Origin of the sequence: Lysinibacillus telephonicus (genome assembly GCF_003966145.1) — a bacterium.
Classification (GTDB): Bacteria; Bacillota; Bacilli; order Bacillales_A; family Planococcaceae; genus Ureibacillus; species Ureibacillus telephonicus.
The window spans coordinates 76,703-91,967 of record NZ_RXNR01000010.1 but is presented as its reverse complement, the minus strand read 5'-3'; the positions used below and the strand labels follow the sequence as shown (position 1 = coordinate 91,967).

General features: G+C 33.6%; 16 protein-coding genes. 8 read left to right on the top strand and 8 right to left on the bottom strand.

Annotated features, from left to right (window positions below; translation table 11 throughout):
- Positions 1-157: 157 nt before the first annotated feature.
- The 6 genes from EKG35_RS05280 to EKG35_RS05255 all read right to left on the bottom strand — a co-directional run bounded on the left by EKG35_RS05280 (position 158) and on the right by EKG35_RS05255 (position 5,684).
- Positions 158-1,342, bottom strand: a complete 1,185-nt coding sequence (locus EKG35_RS05280; protein WP_126293405.1) for an NAD(P)/FAD-dependent oxidoreductase — start codon at positions 1,340-1,342, stop codon at positions 158-160.
- Between the two features lie 42 nt (positions 1,343-1,384).
- On the bottom strand, positions 1,385-1,801 hold the full coding sequence (locus tag EKG35_RS05275; protein WP_126293404.1) for a DUF1641 domain-containing protein: 417 nt from the start codon (positions 1,799-1,801) through the stop codon (positions 1,385-1,387).
- A gap of 462 nt (positions 1,802-2,263) precedes the next feature.
- The gene (locus tag EKG35_RS05270; protein WP_126293403.1) at positions 2,264-2,827 is read right to left on the bottom strand and encodes an isoprenylcysteine carboxyl methyltransferase family protein; all 564 of its coding nucleotides are present in this window, start codon (positions 2,825-2,827) and stop codon (positions 2,264-2,266) included.
- A gap of 1 nt (position 2,828) precedes the next feature.
- A complete protein-coding gene (locus EKG35_RS05265; RefSeq protein WP_126293402.1) occupies positions 2,829-3,911 on the bottom strand; it encodes a type III polyketide synthase in 1,083 nt (360 codons plus the stop codon).
- A gap of 124 nt (positions 3,912-4,035) precedes the next feature.
- Entirely contained in the window at positions 4,036-4,728 is a 693-nt protein-coding gene (locus EKG35_RS05260; RefSeq protein ID WP_126293401.1) for a hypothetical protein, read from the bottom strand.
- A gap of 194 nt (positions 4,729-4,922) precedes the next feature.
- Positions 4,923-5,684 (bottom strand): MerR family transcriptional regulator, encoded by a 762-nt coding sequence (locus EKG35_RS05255; RefSeq protein WP_126293400.1) that lies wholly within the window; start codon positions 5,682-5,684, stop codon positions 4,923-4,925.
- A gap of 136 nt (positions 5,685-5,820) precedes the next feature.
- Here EKG35_RS05255 and EKG35_RS05250 point away from each other — a divergent pair, with 136 nt between their 5' ends.
- The 7 genes from EKG35_RS05250 to EKG35_RS05220 all read left to right on the top strand — a co-directional run bounded on the left by EKG35_RS05250 (position 5,821) and on the right by EKG35_RS05220 (position 11,943).
- Positions 5,821-6,408, top strand: coding sequence for a TetR/AcrR family transcriptional regulator (locus tag EKG35_RS05250; protein WP_126293399.1), 588 nt, complete (start codon positions 5,821-5,823; stop codon positions 6,406-6,408).
- Positions 6,405-6,818 carry a DUF5367 family protein gene (locus tag EKG35_RS05245; RefSeq protein WP_126293398.1) on the top strand — a complete coding sequence of 138 codons (414 nt, stop codon included), beginning with the start codon at positions 6,405-6,407 and terminating at the stop codon, positions 6,816-6,818. The genes EKG35_RS05250 and EKG35_RS05245 overlap by 4 nt, the downstream gene beginning before the upstream one ends.
- A 73-nt stretch (positions 6,819-6,891) precedes the next feature.
- A complete protein-coding gene (locus EKG35_RS05240) occupies positions 6,892-7,524 on the top strand; it encodes a GntR family transcriptional regulator (protein ID WP_126293397.1) in 633 nt (210 codons plus the stop codon).
- A 396-nt stretch (positions 7,525-7,920) separates the two neighbouring features.
- Positions 7,921-9,120 (top strand): quaternary amine ABC transporter ATP-binding protein, encoded by a 1,200-nt coding sequence (locus tag EKG35_RS05235; protein ID WP_126293396.1) that lies wholly within the window; start codon positions 7,921-7,923, stop codon positions 9,118-9,120.
- Positions 9,113-9,961 (top strand): ABC transporter permease, encoded by an 849-nt coding sequence (locus EKG35_RS05230; RefSeq protein ID WP_126293395.1) that lies wholly within the window; start codon positions 9,113-9,115, stop codon positions 9,959-9,961. The genes EKG35_RS05235 and EKG35_RS05230 overlap by 8 nt, the downstream gene beginning before the upstream one ends.
- Before the next feature lie 19 nt (positions 9,962-9,980).
- Positions 9,981-10,889 (top strand): glycine betaine ABC transporter substrate-binding protein, encoded by a 909-nt coding sequence (locus EKG35_RS05225; protein ID WP_126293394.1) that lies wholly within the window; start codon positions 9,981-9,983, stop codon positions 10,887-10,889.
- Between the two features lie 130 nt (positions 10,890-11,019).
- Entirely contained in the window at positions 11,020-11,943 is a 924-nt protein-coding gene (locus tag EKG35_RS05220) for a glycine betaine ABC transporter substrate-binding protein (RefSeq protein ID WP_246020194.1), read from the top strand.
- Positions 11,944-12,013: 70 nt separating this feature from the next.
- On the opposite strand, the gene EKG35_RS05215 is transcribed toward EKG35_RS05220, so the two are convergent.
- Together EKG35_RS05215 and nagZ are read right to left on the bottom strand one after the other, a co-directional pair.
- The gene (locus tag EKG35_RS05215; protein WP_126293393.1) at positions 12,014-12,463 is read right to left on the bottom strand and encodes a hypothetical protein; all 450 of its coding nucleotides are present in this window, start codon (positions 12,461-12,463) and stop codon (positions 12,014-12,016) included.
- Between the two features lie 66 nt (positions 12,464-12,529).
- Positions 12,530-14,200 carry a beta-N-acetylhexosaminidase gene (gene nagZ, locus EKG35_RS05210; RefSeq protein ID WP_126293392.1) on the bottom strand — a complete coding sequence of 557 codons (1,671 nt, stop codon included), beginning with the start codon at positions 14,198-14,200 and terminating at the stop codon, positions 12,530-12,532.
- A 235-nt stretch (positions 14,201-14,435) separates the two neighbouring features.
- Here nagZ and EKG35_RS05205 point away from each other — a divergent pair, with 235 nt between their 5' ends.
- The gene (locus EKG35_RS05205) at positions 14,436-15,098 is read left to right on the top strand and encodes a nuclease-related domain-containing protein (RefSeq protein ID WP_185807649.1); all 663 of its coding nucleotides are present in this window, start codon (positions 14,436-14,438) and stop codon (positions 15,096-15,098) included.
- The last annotated feature ends 167 nt before the right edge of the window (positions 15,099-15,265 follow it).

Here is a 15,265-nt window from a genome sequence, read left to right as displayed (position 1 = left end):
TATAATACTCGAAGAGTGTTTTTACCCCAAATAAGTCGGTTAAATACCCAATAATCTATTAAAATTACAAAAGACCTTCAGAATAAGCCCATTCTGAAGGTCTTTTGTCAACAACCTGAAAGAAGATTTCGGATATTACCGAAATCTTCTTTTTATCTTAATATGCTAATCCAAATAATGCTTTAATATGTGATAAGTAACGAACGTGACTAGCTTCTTTCATTAATGATGCTGGTAAGCCTTTAAGTGGAATGTTGTTTTCTCCAACTGTTGCAACACCATCTTTACGGCCAAGGCTAGCAAGTGTACCAGAGTTGACTGGGCTAAAGGATTCAAGTTTATGACCACGAAGTGTAGCAAATAAATTATATCCAGCAGTTTCTCCCATTTGCCAAGCGATTTGAGCTGTTGGTGCATATAATGGACGTCCGCCATCTGCTGGCAATGCAACAGAAGCATCTCCAATAACGAATACTTCAGGATGTGAAGTTGATTGAAGGAATTCGTTAATTGTTGCTTTACCGCGATCACAAGCAAGTCCTGATTCTTGAACGAAAGGAAGAGCAGCAACCCCACCAGTCCAGATGAATGTGTTTGCTTCAATAACAGTACCATCTTTAAGAGAAATTTTATTTCCTTCAACACCAGTTACAGGAAGTCCTGTTAAGAATTCAACCCCACGTTTTGATAGGGACTCAGTAGCACGTTGAATTAAATCATCTGGAAGTACTGGTAAAATTTTTGGACCAGCTTCTACTAATTTAATGTTTAAATCGCGGAAGTCAACTCCATATTTTTTTGCAACTTTTGGGAAATTGTCAACGATTTCACCAACTAGTTCAACACCAGTTAAACCGCCGCCTCCGATAACGATTGTTCCATCAGCAGGGTTTTTTGATTTTGCAAATTCAGCAATTTTACTTTCAATATGTGCATTGATGCGATTTGCATCATCTACAGATTTTAATACCATACTATTTTCTTCTAGACCAGGGATACCGAAGAAACCAGTTTGGCTTCCTAGGGCAACTACAAGGTAGTCGTATTGTAAAACTGATCCATCAGCAAGAAATACTTCTTTATTATTTACTGAGAAAGATTTAACTTCATTTACTACAACATCTACATCTTTTCCTTTAAATAACTTTGTTAAAGGGAACGAAATTGCAGGTTCTGAAATTGTTCCACCTGCAAGACGGTGTAATTCTGTAATAAGTTGATGTGTAGGGTATTTATTTACCACTGTAACTTTAGCTTCTTCTCTACCCAAATATTCACGAAATTTTAGAGCAGTTAATAAACCGCCGTAACCTCCACCTAAGATGACGATTTCTTTTGCCATGATAATCCTCCGTCCTAACTAAGTTCTTTGAATGAATCTATACTAAGCTTTTCGTTCAGCTTGAATTTGTAAAAACGCGTTTGCGAAACGCAAAAGTTTTTGAACTTCAGGGTCTTTCAATAATTTTAATACACCAAATAAACCAACAGCTTCTGTTGCCTCATCTGCACGCTCTTTTGCTTCAATTGCAGCTGAAGCAAGATTTTTTACTGAGCCAATAACTGGTTCTGCTACTTCTTTAACAGCGTTTACTGTATCGCTTTTTAATACTTCATCAGTAGCTACTAATTGAGCTAAGTCGTAAGCTTTTGTTAAAAGAGTTACAGCCTCAGTCAATTTTGGCAACTGCTCTACTAGAGTACTTAATGATTCTTGAACTTCAGGTTTTAATAATTGATCAAGTAGATCTTGTTTTTGTTGGCTTCCAGTTGACTGTGCTTGAATCAATTCTTCTGACATATCCAATTCTCCTTTACATTGCATTTCTGCTTATTATTTAGATAAGTTTGATAATTTTTTCACATATAGCCACTCAATTCAATTGATTCCAATTAATCTTTTTACTAGATGTGAATTATCTATACAAAAAATTGGTACGTAATTCATGATAATATAAATAATCTCTAAAACAAATAGACTTTTTATAAAAAGATTAGTTGGAAATGCAACAAAACATTTTAACTAAGATTCGCATAATTCTGACATGGTGATTTTGTACAAAAATGTTGCAAATTATTGAACATTATGTGCTGTATAGTTTGAATTATACGACTTATCTCTTGAAATTTCTAATAAATATTATTTTTTATTTTTTGTCTAATAATAAAGTACGAACTTTAGAAGAATGTGTTTCGTAACTGCACCTATTAGCTCTTATAAGTAGTAGTTAGTGCTCACAATTAATAATTGTGTCGAAAGATGTTAATGATTGTGGTTATTTGGGAGTGGCGTCGACATTTTCTTTTTAAATTCCTTTGTATAATTCGTAGCTTCCATTAATGCTTTTTCTTCAAGTGGAATCCGAACTGAAAGCATTATGAAATTAAGTATAGTAAAGCTAAAAGCGGTTATATAAGCTTGAAACATTAATGGAATTAGTAGAATTTCAATACTCACAATAGTGTAATTAGGGTGTCTCATAAAAAGATATGGCCCCTTTTTAACAACATGGCTTCCTGGAAGGATGATAATTTTCGTATTCCAAAAAGAGCCTAAAGAAAGCAAACACCAAATCCGTAATGCTTGAACAATTAAAAACAGAATAAATAGCCATAAAAAAAGGGGAGAGATTCCTCGATTAAACAAAATTACTTCTGCAATTAAGCAAATAAAAAAACTGACATGCATAGCAATCATATATGGATAATGAGATGCTCCAACCTCGTATGCCCCTTTTGACAGCATTTTCTTTTCATTTCGTTTTGCAATAATTACCTCTATAATTCTTTGCAATATCACAAGTATAACAAAGATAATAAAATACATTTTATTCCCTCCATTGAAGTAATACAGCTTCTCCACTAAATCCAGGACCAAGTGCAACCAGTAATCCGTATGCATTTGGCGGGTTTTCTTTTAGCATAAATTGTTCAAGTACATATAACACAGTGGGTGAAGACATATTGCCATGCTTTTTTAACACTTTGCGTGAAATGGCTGTATGTTGTTCGGTCAGGTGTAATGTATCTTCGTATGCTTTCAATACTTTCTTGCCGCCAGGGTGAGCGATTAAATTATGGAGTTGTTTTTTTGAAATATGTTGTTCGTTTAGAAAATCGTCTATGAATGGTCCTAACCATTTAGAAATAATTGAAGGGATATCTCTTGAAAATATGACATGAAAACCATCGTTTTTTATATCCCACCCCATTACATCTTCAGAATTTGGCAACCATTTTGAAGCGGTACTTATTATACGTGGGACAAGCTTCCTATTATTCAAATTAACATTATCTCCGCATATTAAAATACATGCTACACCGTCAGCAAAAAGTGAGGCTCCAACAAGATTGCTTTTTGAATAGTCATTTTGTTGGAAGGTCAAGCTGCAAAGTTCAACACAAACAACGAGTACTTTTTCATTCGGATGAGCTAAACAATAATCAAAAGCTCTACTAACACCTGAGGCACCGCCTGCACATCCGAGGCCCCATATTGGTATTCGTTTAATACGATCCGAAAAGGACAGTTTATTCATAACTCTTGCATCAATACTAGGAGTTGAAATGCCTGTGCTTGAAACAAAAATAATTGCATCAATTTCCTCAGTCGATAAGGGGTGCATTAAAAAGTTTGTATTTTGGAGGCAAGATTTAATGACCTCAACGCTATAACTCACTGCCAGCTCTATATATAAATTATTGCGTTCCTCAAAGCTATGGTTGGTTTTATGCCAGTCAAGGGGAACACAAAACTGGCGCTGCTCGATTTCACCATTTTCAAATACTTTTAATAATCGTTCTAGATGAGGGATTTTGTTTTGAAAAAGTTCTTTTGTCAATTGTTCTATATTGGATTGCTTTAATATATGAGGAGGATTATATGTACTAACTGAAGCAATTTTAGGCATGTAAAATCTCCTTTTTTAAAGTTAGTTTTTCCAAGTAGTTTCTAAATATGCAAAGAGACTGGCAAACCTAAATGATTGCTAAATGAGTACGTATAAAAACTAAAAAAGAGCAGTGAATTTGTTATCAATGCTCCTTTTTAATCCTATCTAATAATTTTTTATCATCATTTAGAGTAATTGTTTTTAGCATTAGCTCTAAGTACAGCAGGAAGTAATCGATACAATCCTTTATTAACTCAGTATATACGTAAAAATCCGGGGATTTTTGGTAATGTAAATAGTCACTTTTTAGGACTTCCAATAACTTTTTAGAGAAAAGATGGATATTTGTTGCGTGAAATTGTTCCAAGCATGTTGTTAGGCTGCAAAAAAGAATTTCATCCTCTGATTCGGGATGCTCCAAAATGGCGATATCTTTCAGTAAAATTTCAAGCGACTTGATAAAACCAAAAAATGCAATATCGTTATACCCTAATATTTCCGAATTAATGGATTGTATATAAAGTTTTTGGAAAGTACTCGACGTATTCTTTATTAATGAACTTTCATTAAAGCCATACTTTGGAATGGAGATAAGGTATTTGTCACTCGAAACTACCTCATTACCAAAGTCATTAAAGATAAAGTAATGCTTTTTACATGAGGGACATGATAAAGATATTACACCAATTTTAAAGCTGCCGTTTTCTAAAGAATGACTGCTCTCAGGATTCGGGTGAATATCCAAATTACAATGAGGACACTTATTGATAACTATGTATTCCTGATTATCATATTCATAATGAATTTTTTTTAATTTTGTTTCATGGTTTTGCATTGATGTTATTATCTCCTTTAATCTTTTATGAGCCTTGATATATATCCATTCTTTAAAAGCATGAAATGGCAGTATGCCTAATTATATAATTACCAAAATCACCATGAAAAATTCGATAATATGTAAAAAATAGGATAATACTAAAAGCGCGAAGCTGTTTTGCCTCGCGCTTTTATTGAAATGATAAACAACAGTTATTTCTCTTTTAAGAAAGCTAAAATAGCATCCCTTAAAAACTCGGTGCCACCTTCAACTACTTTATCGTAATATGCTTTAAAGCGTTCATCTGCAACATACATTTCCGCTAGTCCTGCATGAGCTTCTTTTGTATATGATGGCCATGAGTACATTAGCCACTCTTTATGTTTTCTAGCTAATTGCTGTGCCAAGGGCGATGCAGGGTCACCTGTTTCATAGGCCTTTGGTAAAAGATTTAGAATCTCATCCCCAAGTTTCTCCAGCGCCGCATAATCTTCCTTAGACATACCTTGTAATTTAGCGTTTGAATCATTTACTACTTTATCCCCATACTTTTCTCGTATTTCCTTACCATACTTCTCCTCGTTTTCTGCTATCAATTTGTCTTTAAATGCTTCAAATTTTTCATCATTTTGCATAATGATTTCTCCTTTCTCATGAGCGATTGTTTTTTCAACCGTCTCGATTAATTTATTTAGGCGGGTACGTTTTTGTATAAGCTTTTTGTAATGTTGGTGTAAAGCCTCTTTTTGGTCAAAGTTTGGATCATTCATGATTGAGACAATTGTTTCTAAATCGACATCTAATTCTCGGAAAAATAAAATCTGTTGTAAACGATCGACTTCATTTTGACCATAAATCCGATAACCGGAGCTATTAATTCTCGCCGGTTTTAGTAAATTGATTTCGTCGTAATAGCGTAATGTTCGGGCGCTAACATTCGCTAATTTTGCTAGCTTGCTTATTGTATATTCCACTGTAATCCCCCTCCTGATTTTTATCATAAAGATTGACGTAACGTGAATGTCAATAAATTAATTGAAATAAATTTTTGGTAATGTTAAAATTTGTATTAAGTTAGTTAGTTGAATAACTAAAAAGGAGTGTAATACTATGGCAAAACCAAATGTTATTAATAAAAGTATTCTTATTAATAGCGCCAAAGAATGTATAGTTGAGAATGGCATCGAAAATTTCACTCTGCGTTCAGTAGCGGATAAAGCCGAAGTAACTCAAGGGACGATTTATTATCATTTTCGAACGAAAGAACAACTGCTTATAGAAATTGTTGAAGGAATTTGTGAATCAACTTGGAATGAGTTATCAAAAAAAGATGAAATAATTGTTAAAGAAGCTTTGCAATATGCAAAAAGCCGTTGTACTTACGATTCTTTTTTTCATAAACTGTTTTTTTCCTTAGTAGCGGCAAGTTTTAATAATGTAAAAATCCGTGAACAATTAGGACAAATCTTATCTTTAGAAAATGAAGCGTTATACAATAAAATTAGCAGTGCTTGGACAAAATCTCCAATAAACGGTGTAGATAATGAAACTTGGGGTATAATCTTCAATGCCATAATTGATGGAATTGCATTACAAACAATCCTACAAAAGGATTTCCCTGTTGAGAAAGTATACGATCAATTAGAGAACTTGATTTTAGGATTAAATTCTTTAAGTATGGGGGAAATGAAAAAATGAAAAGTTATATAAAAACTTCATTTTTTGGATTAATTGTTTGGTTCCTTGCAACTCTATTTTTTGTTTTGTTTGGGGAGTATGTTCTTTATGCACCGGGATCAAAGGGCTTTTTAGTTAGTTTAACTTTATTATTGCTAGGCACAGGAATTTTGCTATACTTCACTACAAGGATTTACATGCTTTTCGATAAAACAAAACATGCACCTTTAAAATTTGGATTAGTAGGTACAATTATTGGACTCACATTAGATATGTTTTCAATCTCGAATTACAAATCTATTTTTCCTAGTTTAGAACCATCTCAGGTTATTTCTTTTACTGCATGGATGAGTTTTGCGTATGCACTCTACCTTATTATTCCCATTTTGATGGAAGTGAAGAATATAAAAACAAATGAAATTAATATTTAAAAATGTTTATTATAAATTATTAATCGGATAATATTAATCATGACATACATGCATTTGAAAGGTAGCAGCAATGATGGAAAATAAAAACATTCAAGTAAAGCAGCCGAAATATCAAAAAATAGCAGCTGATATCGCATCAAAAATTGTAGAAAAGAAATATTTAGTCGGGGAAAAAATTTACGCAAGATCTTCCTTGGCAAGTCAGTATGGTGTATCCTCAGAGACGGCAAGAAGGGCAATTGCTGTTCTTCAAGACTTGGAAATAGTAGAAGCTACTAAGGGTAGTGGAGTCATGATTAAATCCTACGAAAAGGCAGCGCAATTTGTTCATCAATTTCTAGAAGTCCAATCGATTTATCAAGTACAGTTAGAGATGCTTGAAAGTATAAAGCGGCAAAGGGAAGAGCTGAATGTGTTGCAGGAAACAACAGAACGTCTTGTAAATCGTACAGAAAGATTTAAATCAGTGAATCCTTTTGTACCTTTTCAAGTTGAAATTCTTGAAAACTCTCCATATATTTCACAATCTATTGGAACGATTAATTTTTGGCAAAATACAATGGCGACAATTGTTGGAATTAGGAGAGGTGATGAACTATTACTCTCCCCAGGACCTTATGCAACTTTCCAACAGCATGACATAATATATTTCATTGGAAACGATGAATGCTTAGAGCGGGTACAAAAATTTTTATATCCAAATTAATGAAGGACTAACTGAATATCGACTTCTACAAAGAATTTTATCAATCTGCTCAATCTATTTAGATGGGGCAGATTTTTTATTTGTTTAGTTTGAATGAAGGCAACTTCCTTTTTTTACTTCGGTGTGTTCAAAAAGAATAGTTCTATCATGGAAGAATCAGCCCTCCATTACGCTGCATCTACAGAAATTTGGAGTAAAATTCAAACGAGAAAAATTGCAATTCAGACTTATGTTGAATTGCAATTTTTTCTTTCAAACTCGTAATAGTAATAAAAATACCAGTAGATACATATATTGGTTATTTGACACAAGTAACAACCTTTTGTTACGATTAGGTTGTCACTTCGTTGTAATCTTTTTGATACTTTTATGAAAATAATTGGAAAGGAGTATGGTATGGAGAAAATTAGAGTAGAACATGTTACGAAAATTTTCGGTAAGCATATTGGCAATGCCTTGAAGCTTGTCGAGCAAAAACAAAGTAAAACTGAAATATTAAAACAAACAGGTGCTACGATAGGCGTTTATGATGCAAGCTTCACAGTTAATGAAGGTGAAATATTTGTTATTATGGGTCTTTCAGGCAGTGGTAAGTCAACATTGGTTAGATTATTAAATCACCTCATCGAACCTACTAGTGGCAGTATCTACATAGATAACGAAAACATCTCCAAAATGAACAAACAACAGCTCAGAAAAATTAGACGTGAAAAAATGAGCATGGTGTTTCAAAACTTCGGTTTATTTCCACAGCGAACAGTATTAGCAAATACCGAATATGGATTAGAGGTACGCGGCATCTCAAAAGAAGAACGACGATTGAAAGCAGAAAAGGCTTTAGAAAATGCGGGATTATTACCATATAAGGATCAATATCCGAACCAGCTTTCAGGTGGTATGCAGCAACGTGTTGGTTTAGCAAGAGCATTAGCAAATGACCCTGATATTTTGTTAATGGATGAAGCTTTTTCTGCGCTCGATCCATTAATACGAAAAGACATGCAAGATGAACTATTAGATTTACAACAAAAACTTAAAAAGACAATTATTTTCATAACGCATGATCTAAATGAAGCTTTACGTATTGGAGACCGCATCGCACTAATGAAAGATGGGAAAATCATCCAAGTTGGAACAGGGGAAGAAATTTTAACTAATCCCGCGAATGATTATGTTAAGACTTTCCTTGAAGATGTTGACCGTTCAAAAGTGCTAACAGTGGAAAATGCAATGATACGCCCAATCTCAGTAAATATTGAGATGGATGGACCGAAAGTGGCTTTGCAACGTATGCGTGAAGAAGAGGTAAGTGTATTACTTGCCGTTGACAAAAAGAGAGAGTTTAAAGGTTATATTACTGCGGATGATGCACTGGAGGCATCAAAACGCGGTGAAAAAAGCGTGGTCGGTTTCTTAAAAACAGATATGCCAACAGTACCACCAGATATGCTTATTCAAGATGTATTAGGTCTCATTTCCGAATCACCGACACCTATTGCAGTTGTAAATGAAAATAAACTTGCTGGGGTATTAATAAGAGGCGTTGTTATCCAATCACTTGCTTCTAATTCTGAGGGGGTGAATAAGGATGAGTAAGATGCTGGATAGTATTCCTAGCTTACCTGTTGCAGATGCAGTTGAGAGCTTTATGGACTTGTTAACTGGAAATTTTTCATCGCTATTTGAATTTGTTCAAAGTGGCGGCAAAACAGCAATGGAGTTTATTACAGATATACTCATTGCTGTTCCACCGGTTGTATTTATTATTCTTATAGCGCTTATAGCGTTTTTTGCAACGAGAAAGAAATTTGGATTAGCAGTATTCTCAATAATAGGGTTGTTATTTATATATAACCAAGGTTTATGGGAAGAGTTAATGAATACGATAACGCTTGTCATATTTGCAAGTATTATCGCAATTATTATAGGTATTCCTTTTGGTATTTTAATGTCGAAAAGTTCAATTGCAGAAGCAATTGTCAAACCTATATTAGATTTCATGCAAACAATGCCTGGTTTTGTATATTTAATACCGGCTGTTGCTTTTTTTGGTATTGGAGTTGTACCTGGTGTTTTTGCGTCAGTTATTTTCGCTTTGCCACCGACAGTTCGTTTTACTAACTTAGGAATACGACAAGTACCAAGAGAATTAGTAGAAGCTGCTGATTCTTATGGTAGTACTGGATGGCAAAAACTTATAAAAGTTGAATTGCCACTAGCAAAATCTACAATTATGGCAGGTATTAACCAAACCGTACTGTTATCTTTATCGATGGTAGTTATTGCTTCAATGATTGGTGCTCCTGGTTTAGGTCGAGAAGTATTATCTGCTTTGCAACGTGCTCAAGTAGGCAATGGTTTTGTTGCGGGACTTAGTCTAGTAATCTTTGCTATTATTGTTGATCGTTTAACGCAAAGCTTGAATAAAAAGAAATAAAAATAGAAAGGGAGATTGGATGAACTTAAAAAAATTAAAAATGATGGGCTTAGTGCTTGGTATGGGTGCAATATTAGCAGCATGCGGTGGTGCTAATGAAGGTGAAAATGCTTCTGAATCAACAGGTGATTCGAATGGAGCAGCAAAAGAAGAATCTAAGGAAATTAACTTAGCATATGTTGAATGGGATACTGAAGTAGCTTCGACACATGTTGTAGGGAAAGTATTAGAAGATTTAGGCTATGATGTTACATTAACTCCATTAGATAACGCAATTATGTGGGAAGCAGTTGCTAATGGTGAGGCAGATGCAATGGTGGCTGGCTGGCTGCCAAATACACATGCTGCACAATATGAACAATATAAAGACAGTCTAGTTGAGCTAGGCGAAAATTTAACAGGTGCTAAAATTGGCTTAGTAGTGCCTTCTTATATGGATGTCGATTCAATTGAAGATTTAACAGATGAAGCAAACAAGGCAATTACAGGTATTGAACCTGGTGCAGGTGTTATGGCTGCAACAGAACAAGCCTTAGAAGAATATGAAAACTTAGCGGATTGGGAATTGCTACCATCTTCTTCTGGTGCAATGACTGTTGCATTAGGGCAAGCAATTGAAAATGAAGAAGAAGTAATTGTTACAGGCTGGTCTCCACACTGGAAATTCTCATCTTATGATTTGAAATATTTAGAAGATCCTAAAGGTGTATTTGGTGGAGAAGAAACAATTAATACATTTGCTCGCCAAGGATTAGAGGAAGAAATGCCTGAAGCTTATAAAGTATTAGATGCATTCCACTGGACAACAGAAGATATTGAAGCTGTAATGCTTGAAATAAACGGCGGCACTGACCCAGAAGAAGCAGCTGCAAAATGGGTACAAGAAAACCCAGATAAAGTAGCTGAATGGACAGAAAGTGTAGAATAAGCTAGGTTTGAATCATTAATTTCTAATAAGAATTCTATATTAATGGATGTTAAGAATATTAACATTGCTAAAAAATAAAAGGAGTTATCTAAATTTTAGATAACTCCTTAAATTTTAAGGAGATAGAAAATTGAGGAAATTAAAATTACTGAAAACAATGCTTGGTTTATCTGTCGCTTTACTATTAACTGGCTGTGGTAGCGAAGCAGGATCGAAAAATGTACAGGGTAGTGGGAATGCCGAAGGGGATCCTGCGAATTTAGGTGAACAATTAAATTATACGATTACAGGAATAGAACCTGGAGCAGGAACGACGGAGCTTGCTAGAAACACTTTAGAGGAATATGAAAATCTAAAGGGCTGGGAACTTATAGAAAGCTCCACTGCAGGAATGTTATCTTCTCTGGATAAAGCGATAAATAATGAGGAACCAATTATTGTAACAGGTTGGACTCCACACTGGATGTTTGTTAATTATGATTTAAAATATTTAGAAGATCCAAAAGGTACATTTGGAGGAATTGAAAATATCAACACAATTGTAAGAAAAGGTTTCGAAGAGGACATGCCAGATGCATATAAAATTGTTGATCGATTTTATTGGGAACCGAAAGATATGGAAGAAGTGATGTTTGCCGCACAAGATATTTCTTTTGAAGAGGCAGCAAAAAATTGGGTAGAAAAAAATCAAGATAAAGTTGCTGAATGGACAGAAGGCACGGAAAAGGTAGATGGAAAAGAGATTGAATTAGTATCAACACCTTGGGATACTGAACGTGCTTCCGGTAATGTGATGAAAACAATATTAGAGCAACAAGGCTATAAGGTAACATTAACACCAGTAGATCCAGTGATTATGTTCCAGGCAATTGCTTCGGGTGAAGGTGATGTATCGGTTGCTCCATGGTTGCCTGCAACACATGCTTCTTTCTATGAACAATATAAGGATGACATTATCGATTTAGGTGAAAACTTAATAGGTGCCAAGATTGGCATGGTAGTTCCAAAATATATGGATATCGATTCAATCGAGGATATACCTCCTATAGAGTAACTTGTGTTAATTAGTATTTTAAAAGGAGAATTTCGTAGTGGAGTTCTCCTTTTAAAATTTTAATAATAGGCTATTTATCTAATTGATCGTAACCAATTACTGTCCAAATCCCTGTTGGATCCTGTCTGATTAAACGTTTCAAATAGACAATGTTGATTGGTGTATCCTCATCATTCACTTCTACGACAGCAATTTCATCTGTACTATACAGTAATTTTAAATTGCCAATCTCGATAGGATAGTCTCCTTCTATACCACCAGGCGAAACCTGCAAACTAACAAATACTTGAGTTGTCATAAGAGGATCTAATCTCCAAGGAGAATGTCCTTCATCTACACTTTTTTGTGCATTCTTTTCTTTTGTTATGTCATACGGTACCTCTACTTGTGGATCGATATCGTATTCCTTTGCTTGAACAGGAAAGATGATATTGTTATAAACATCAAGGCTTTCTAGTTCATAAATCAGCTCATTCGATTCAAGAAATGCAGGAATTGCTTTTTCTTCAATGATATCCACAGTAAAAACCTCCGTCTTCTATAGGTGTGTGAAAGACTATCGTTATTATTTACATTATATCTATTTTTATGAATTATATTTGTTAAGAACTTTATTAATGGTACGATTTAATTCCTCAATATTAATTTTATTTACTTTTGAGTTATCGATTTTATATTTTTCTTTTAATTGAAGAATTCGTGTTACACTTTCATCAATTCTTTCTTCTGATATTTCTCCGCTTTCTACAGCTTTTTTTAATGCTTGAAAACTAGAAATGACATTATGATAATCGTGAGCGATTAAGATAATATCACTGCCCGCTTTTACAGAGTTAACAGCAGCTGCTGTAATATCATAGTTATTTGTAATTGCCTTCATTGTTAAATCATCTGTAATGACTACTCCATCAAAATTAAGTTGTTCTCTTAAAATTCCCGTAATTATCTCTTTAGACATAGATGATGGGAATGTTGAATCAATTTTTGGAAGAAGAATATGGGCAACCATTACAACATCGGTTCCTTCGGCAAAAGCCTTTTTAAAAGGAATAAGCTCAAGTTTCTTAAGTTGGTCTAATGATTTATTTACTACAGGCAAGTCTAAATGTGAATCTACGGCAGTATCTCCGTGTCCAGGGAAATGTTTTACAACAGAAATAATATTCTGTGACTGCAATCCTTTCATAACCTCTATACCAAAGGAACTAACTATATCAGGGTTGTCTCCAAATGACCGATCACCAATTACAGGATTTTTCGGATTACTATTTACATCTAATACTGGTGCAAAGTTTAAATTAAAACCAAAAGCAGATAATTCTTTTCCAAGTATTTTGCCAATATCATGGGCAAAAAATACGTCATTCGACTCACTTATTTTTTTACTTGAAGGGATGCCAATCAATTCTTTAGGCAGTCTTGAAATGCGCCCACCTTCTTCATCAATGCCTAAAAATAAAGGGAAATCATTTTTTTCATTAACTGATTTAATTTCATTTAGTAAATTAAGTGTTTGATTTGTTGATACTAAATTCCCTTTAAAAAAAATAATGCCTCCAACTTTATATTCATTAATTAACGACAAATCATTTTCATTGAGGGTCTTTCCTGAGATGCCTGTAAAAATCATTTGACCTATTTTTTCTTCTAAAGTCATCTTTGAAATTTTATTTTGTATTTGTTGTATCATTAAATTATTTTGGGATAAAACAGAAATATGATGTACTTTTGGATTTGGTTCACTTTCTGTTGGACGCGGCAATATCCATTTTAATTGGTATGTTGAACTAACATTGTAAATTAGTATGATTTGATCATTATTTTTATCTTGGTAATATGTTATTTTATCCGGCTTGCCGGCAAAAGCTTCGATATCCTTTAAACGAATTGTATTTAAATCAGATTTATAAGAACGAACATCAACTACAACTGAATTGACCGAACCGATTGTTGCTTCGTATGAAATATAATCTGAATAATCCCCAACTGAAGTATTGTCAATCACATTTGGATTACCCCACAATTCAATTACTTCCTCTAAATTCGTTTTTCCTGCGATAAATGGTGCGTTCAGGATTTTTCCCTGTTTCGATTGAGTAAAGATATCTTCAAGAAGGACAGGTGAATAGTCCTCAACTTTAGTTTCAGACTCATTAGCTATTTGTGAATCACTCTTTTCAGCATTTTTATATAAAAACATAGAACAGCCTAAAATGATAACGATAGTAAGAAGGACAAAAAACATTTTCTTATTCATTTAAATACACCTCAATTGTAAATAAACTGTATTCTTATTAGCTAATTAACAGTTTGTAAAGAACATAATCAGCGTTGAATCAAGGTGATTTCCCAGGAAATGACCTATATATCAATCATTCGTTTTTATTCGACTGAATACCTTCTTAAAATAGGTAGAGACCAAAATAATATGTCTAATATTGAATAGTTTTGCTACAATTAAAAATAATGGAAAATGAATGAGGGTGAGACAGATGGCAATTTCAATTTTATTTATTGCAATTATTATTGGAATCTTATTTTTGTTTGCATTATATATGTATGAGAATAGCCCGTTTAGCAAAACGACAGGGTATACGTTTATTGATCTGTGGACGGATAAAAAAATAAAATCCTTATATAAAATTGTCCGGGCTTTGCCAAAAGAAAGTGACAATTATAAGATTTTATTTAACTTAGTTCTCCCTAATAACAGAAATGTTGATATGGTAATACTCCACGAAGCCGGTATATTCGTAACAGATATAAAGAATCTTGGAGGCTGGATTTTTGGAAGGGAACAAGATTCCTTATGGGCACAAGCTTTACATAAAGATAAATTAATTAAGTTTAATAATCCAATTATTGATACTAAACTTGCAATTTTGGATTTAAAGGAAGTACTTCCAAACTTAGCAAGGGGTCATTTCCAGTCCTTAATTGTTTTTAACGACAACTGTTCCTTTAATAAGATCGAAATCCATTCACAAAATGTTGATGTTGTTAAAGTAAAAGAATTAAAAAATTATTGGAAAAATGATTTGGATAAAAAAATAACAACGGAAGAAATTAATAAAATTTATAATGCATTAGAAAAATACGTGAGTTTTAAAGAAAATAAAAAGCAGCCTTCTATTAACAATATAACTGCTAATTAAATAAAGTATAACTAGTTTAATTTCGTGCAGGAGATTGAGACTGTTGGATTTACATCTAAAGGCATAATTTTTGTTTACTATAAAAACTTAAAATCTTTCTTCCTAATTATACCGGGCCTTATAGACTCGGTTTTTTATTATTAATAAGGATAAATTTGTTGAAAATT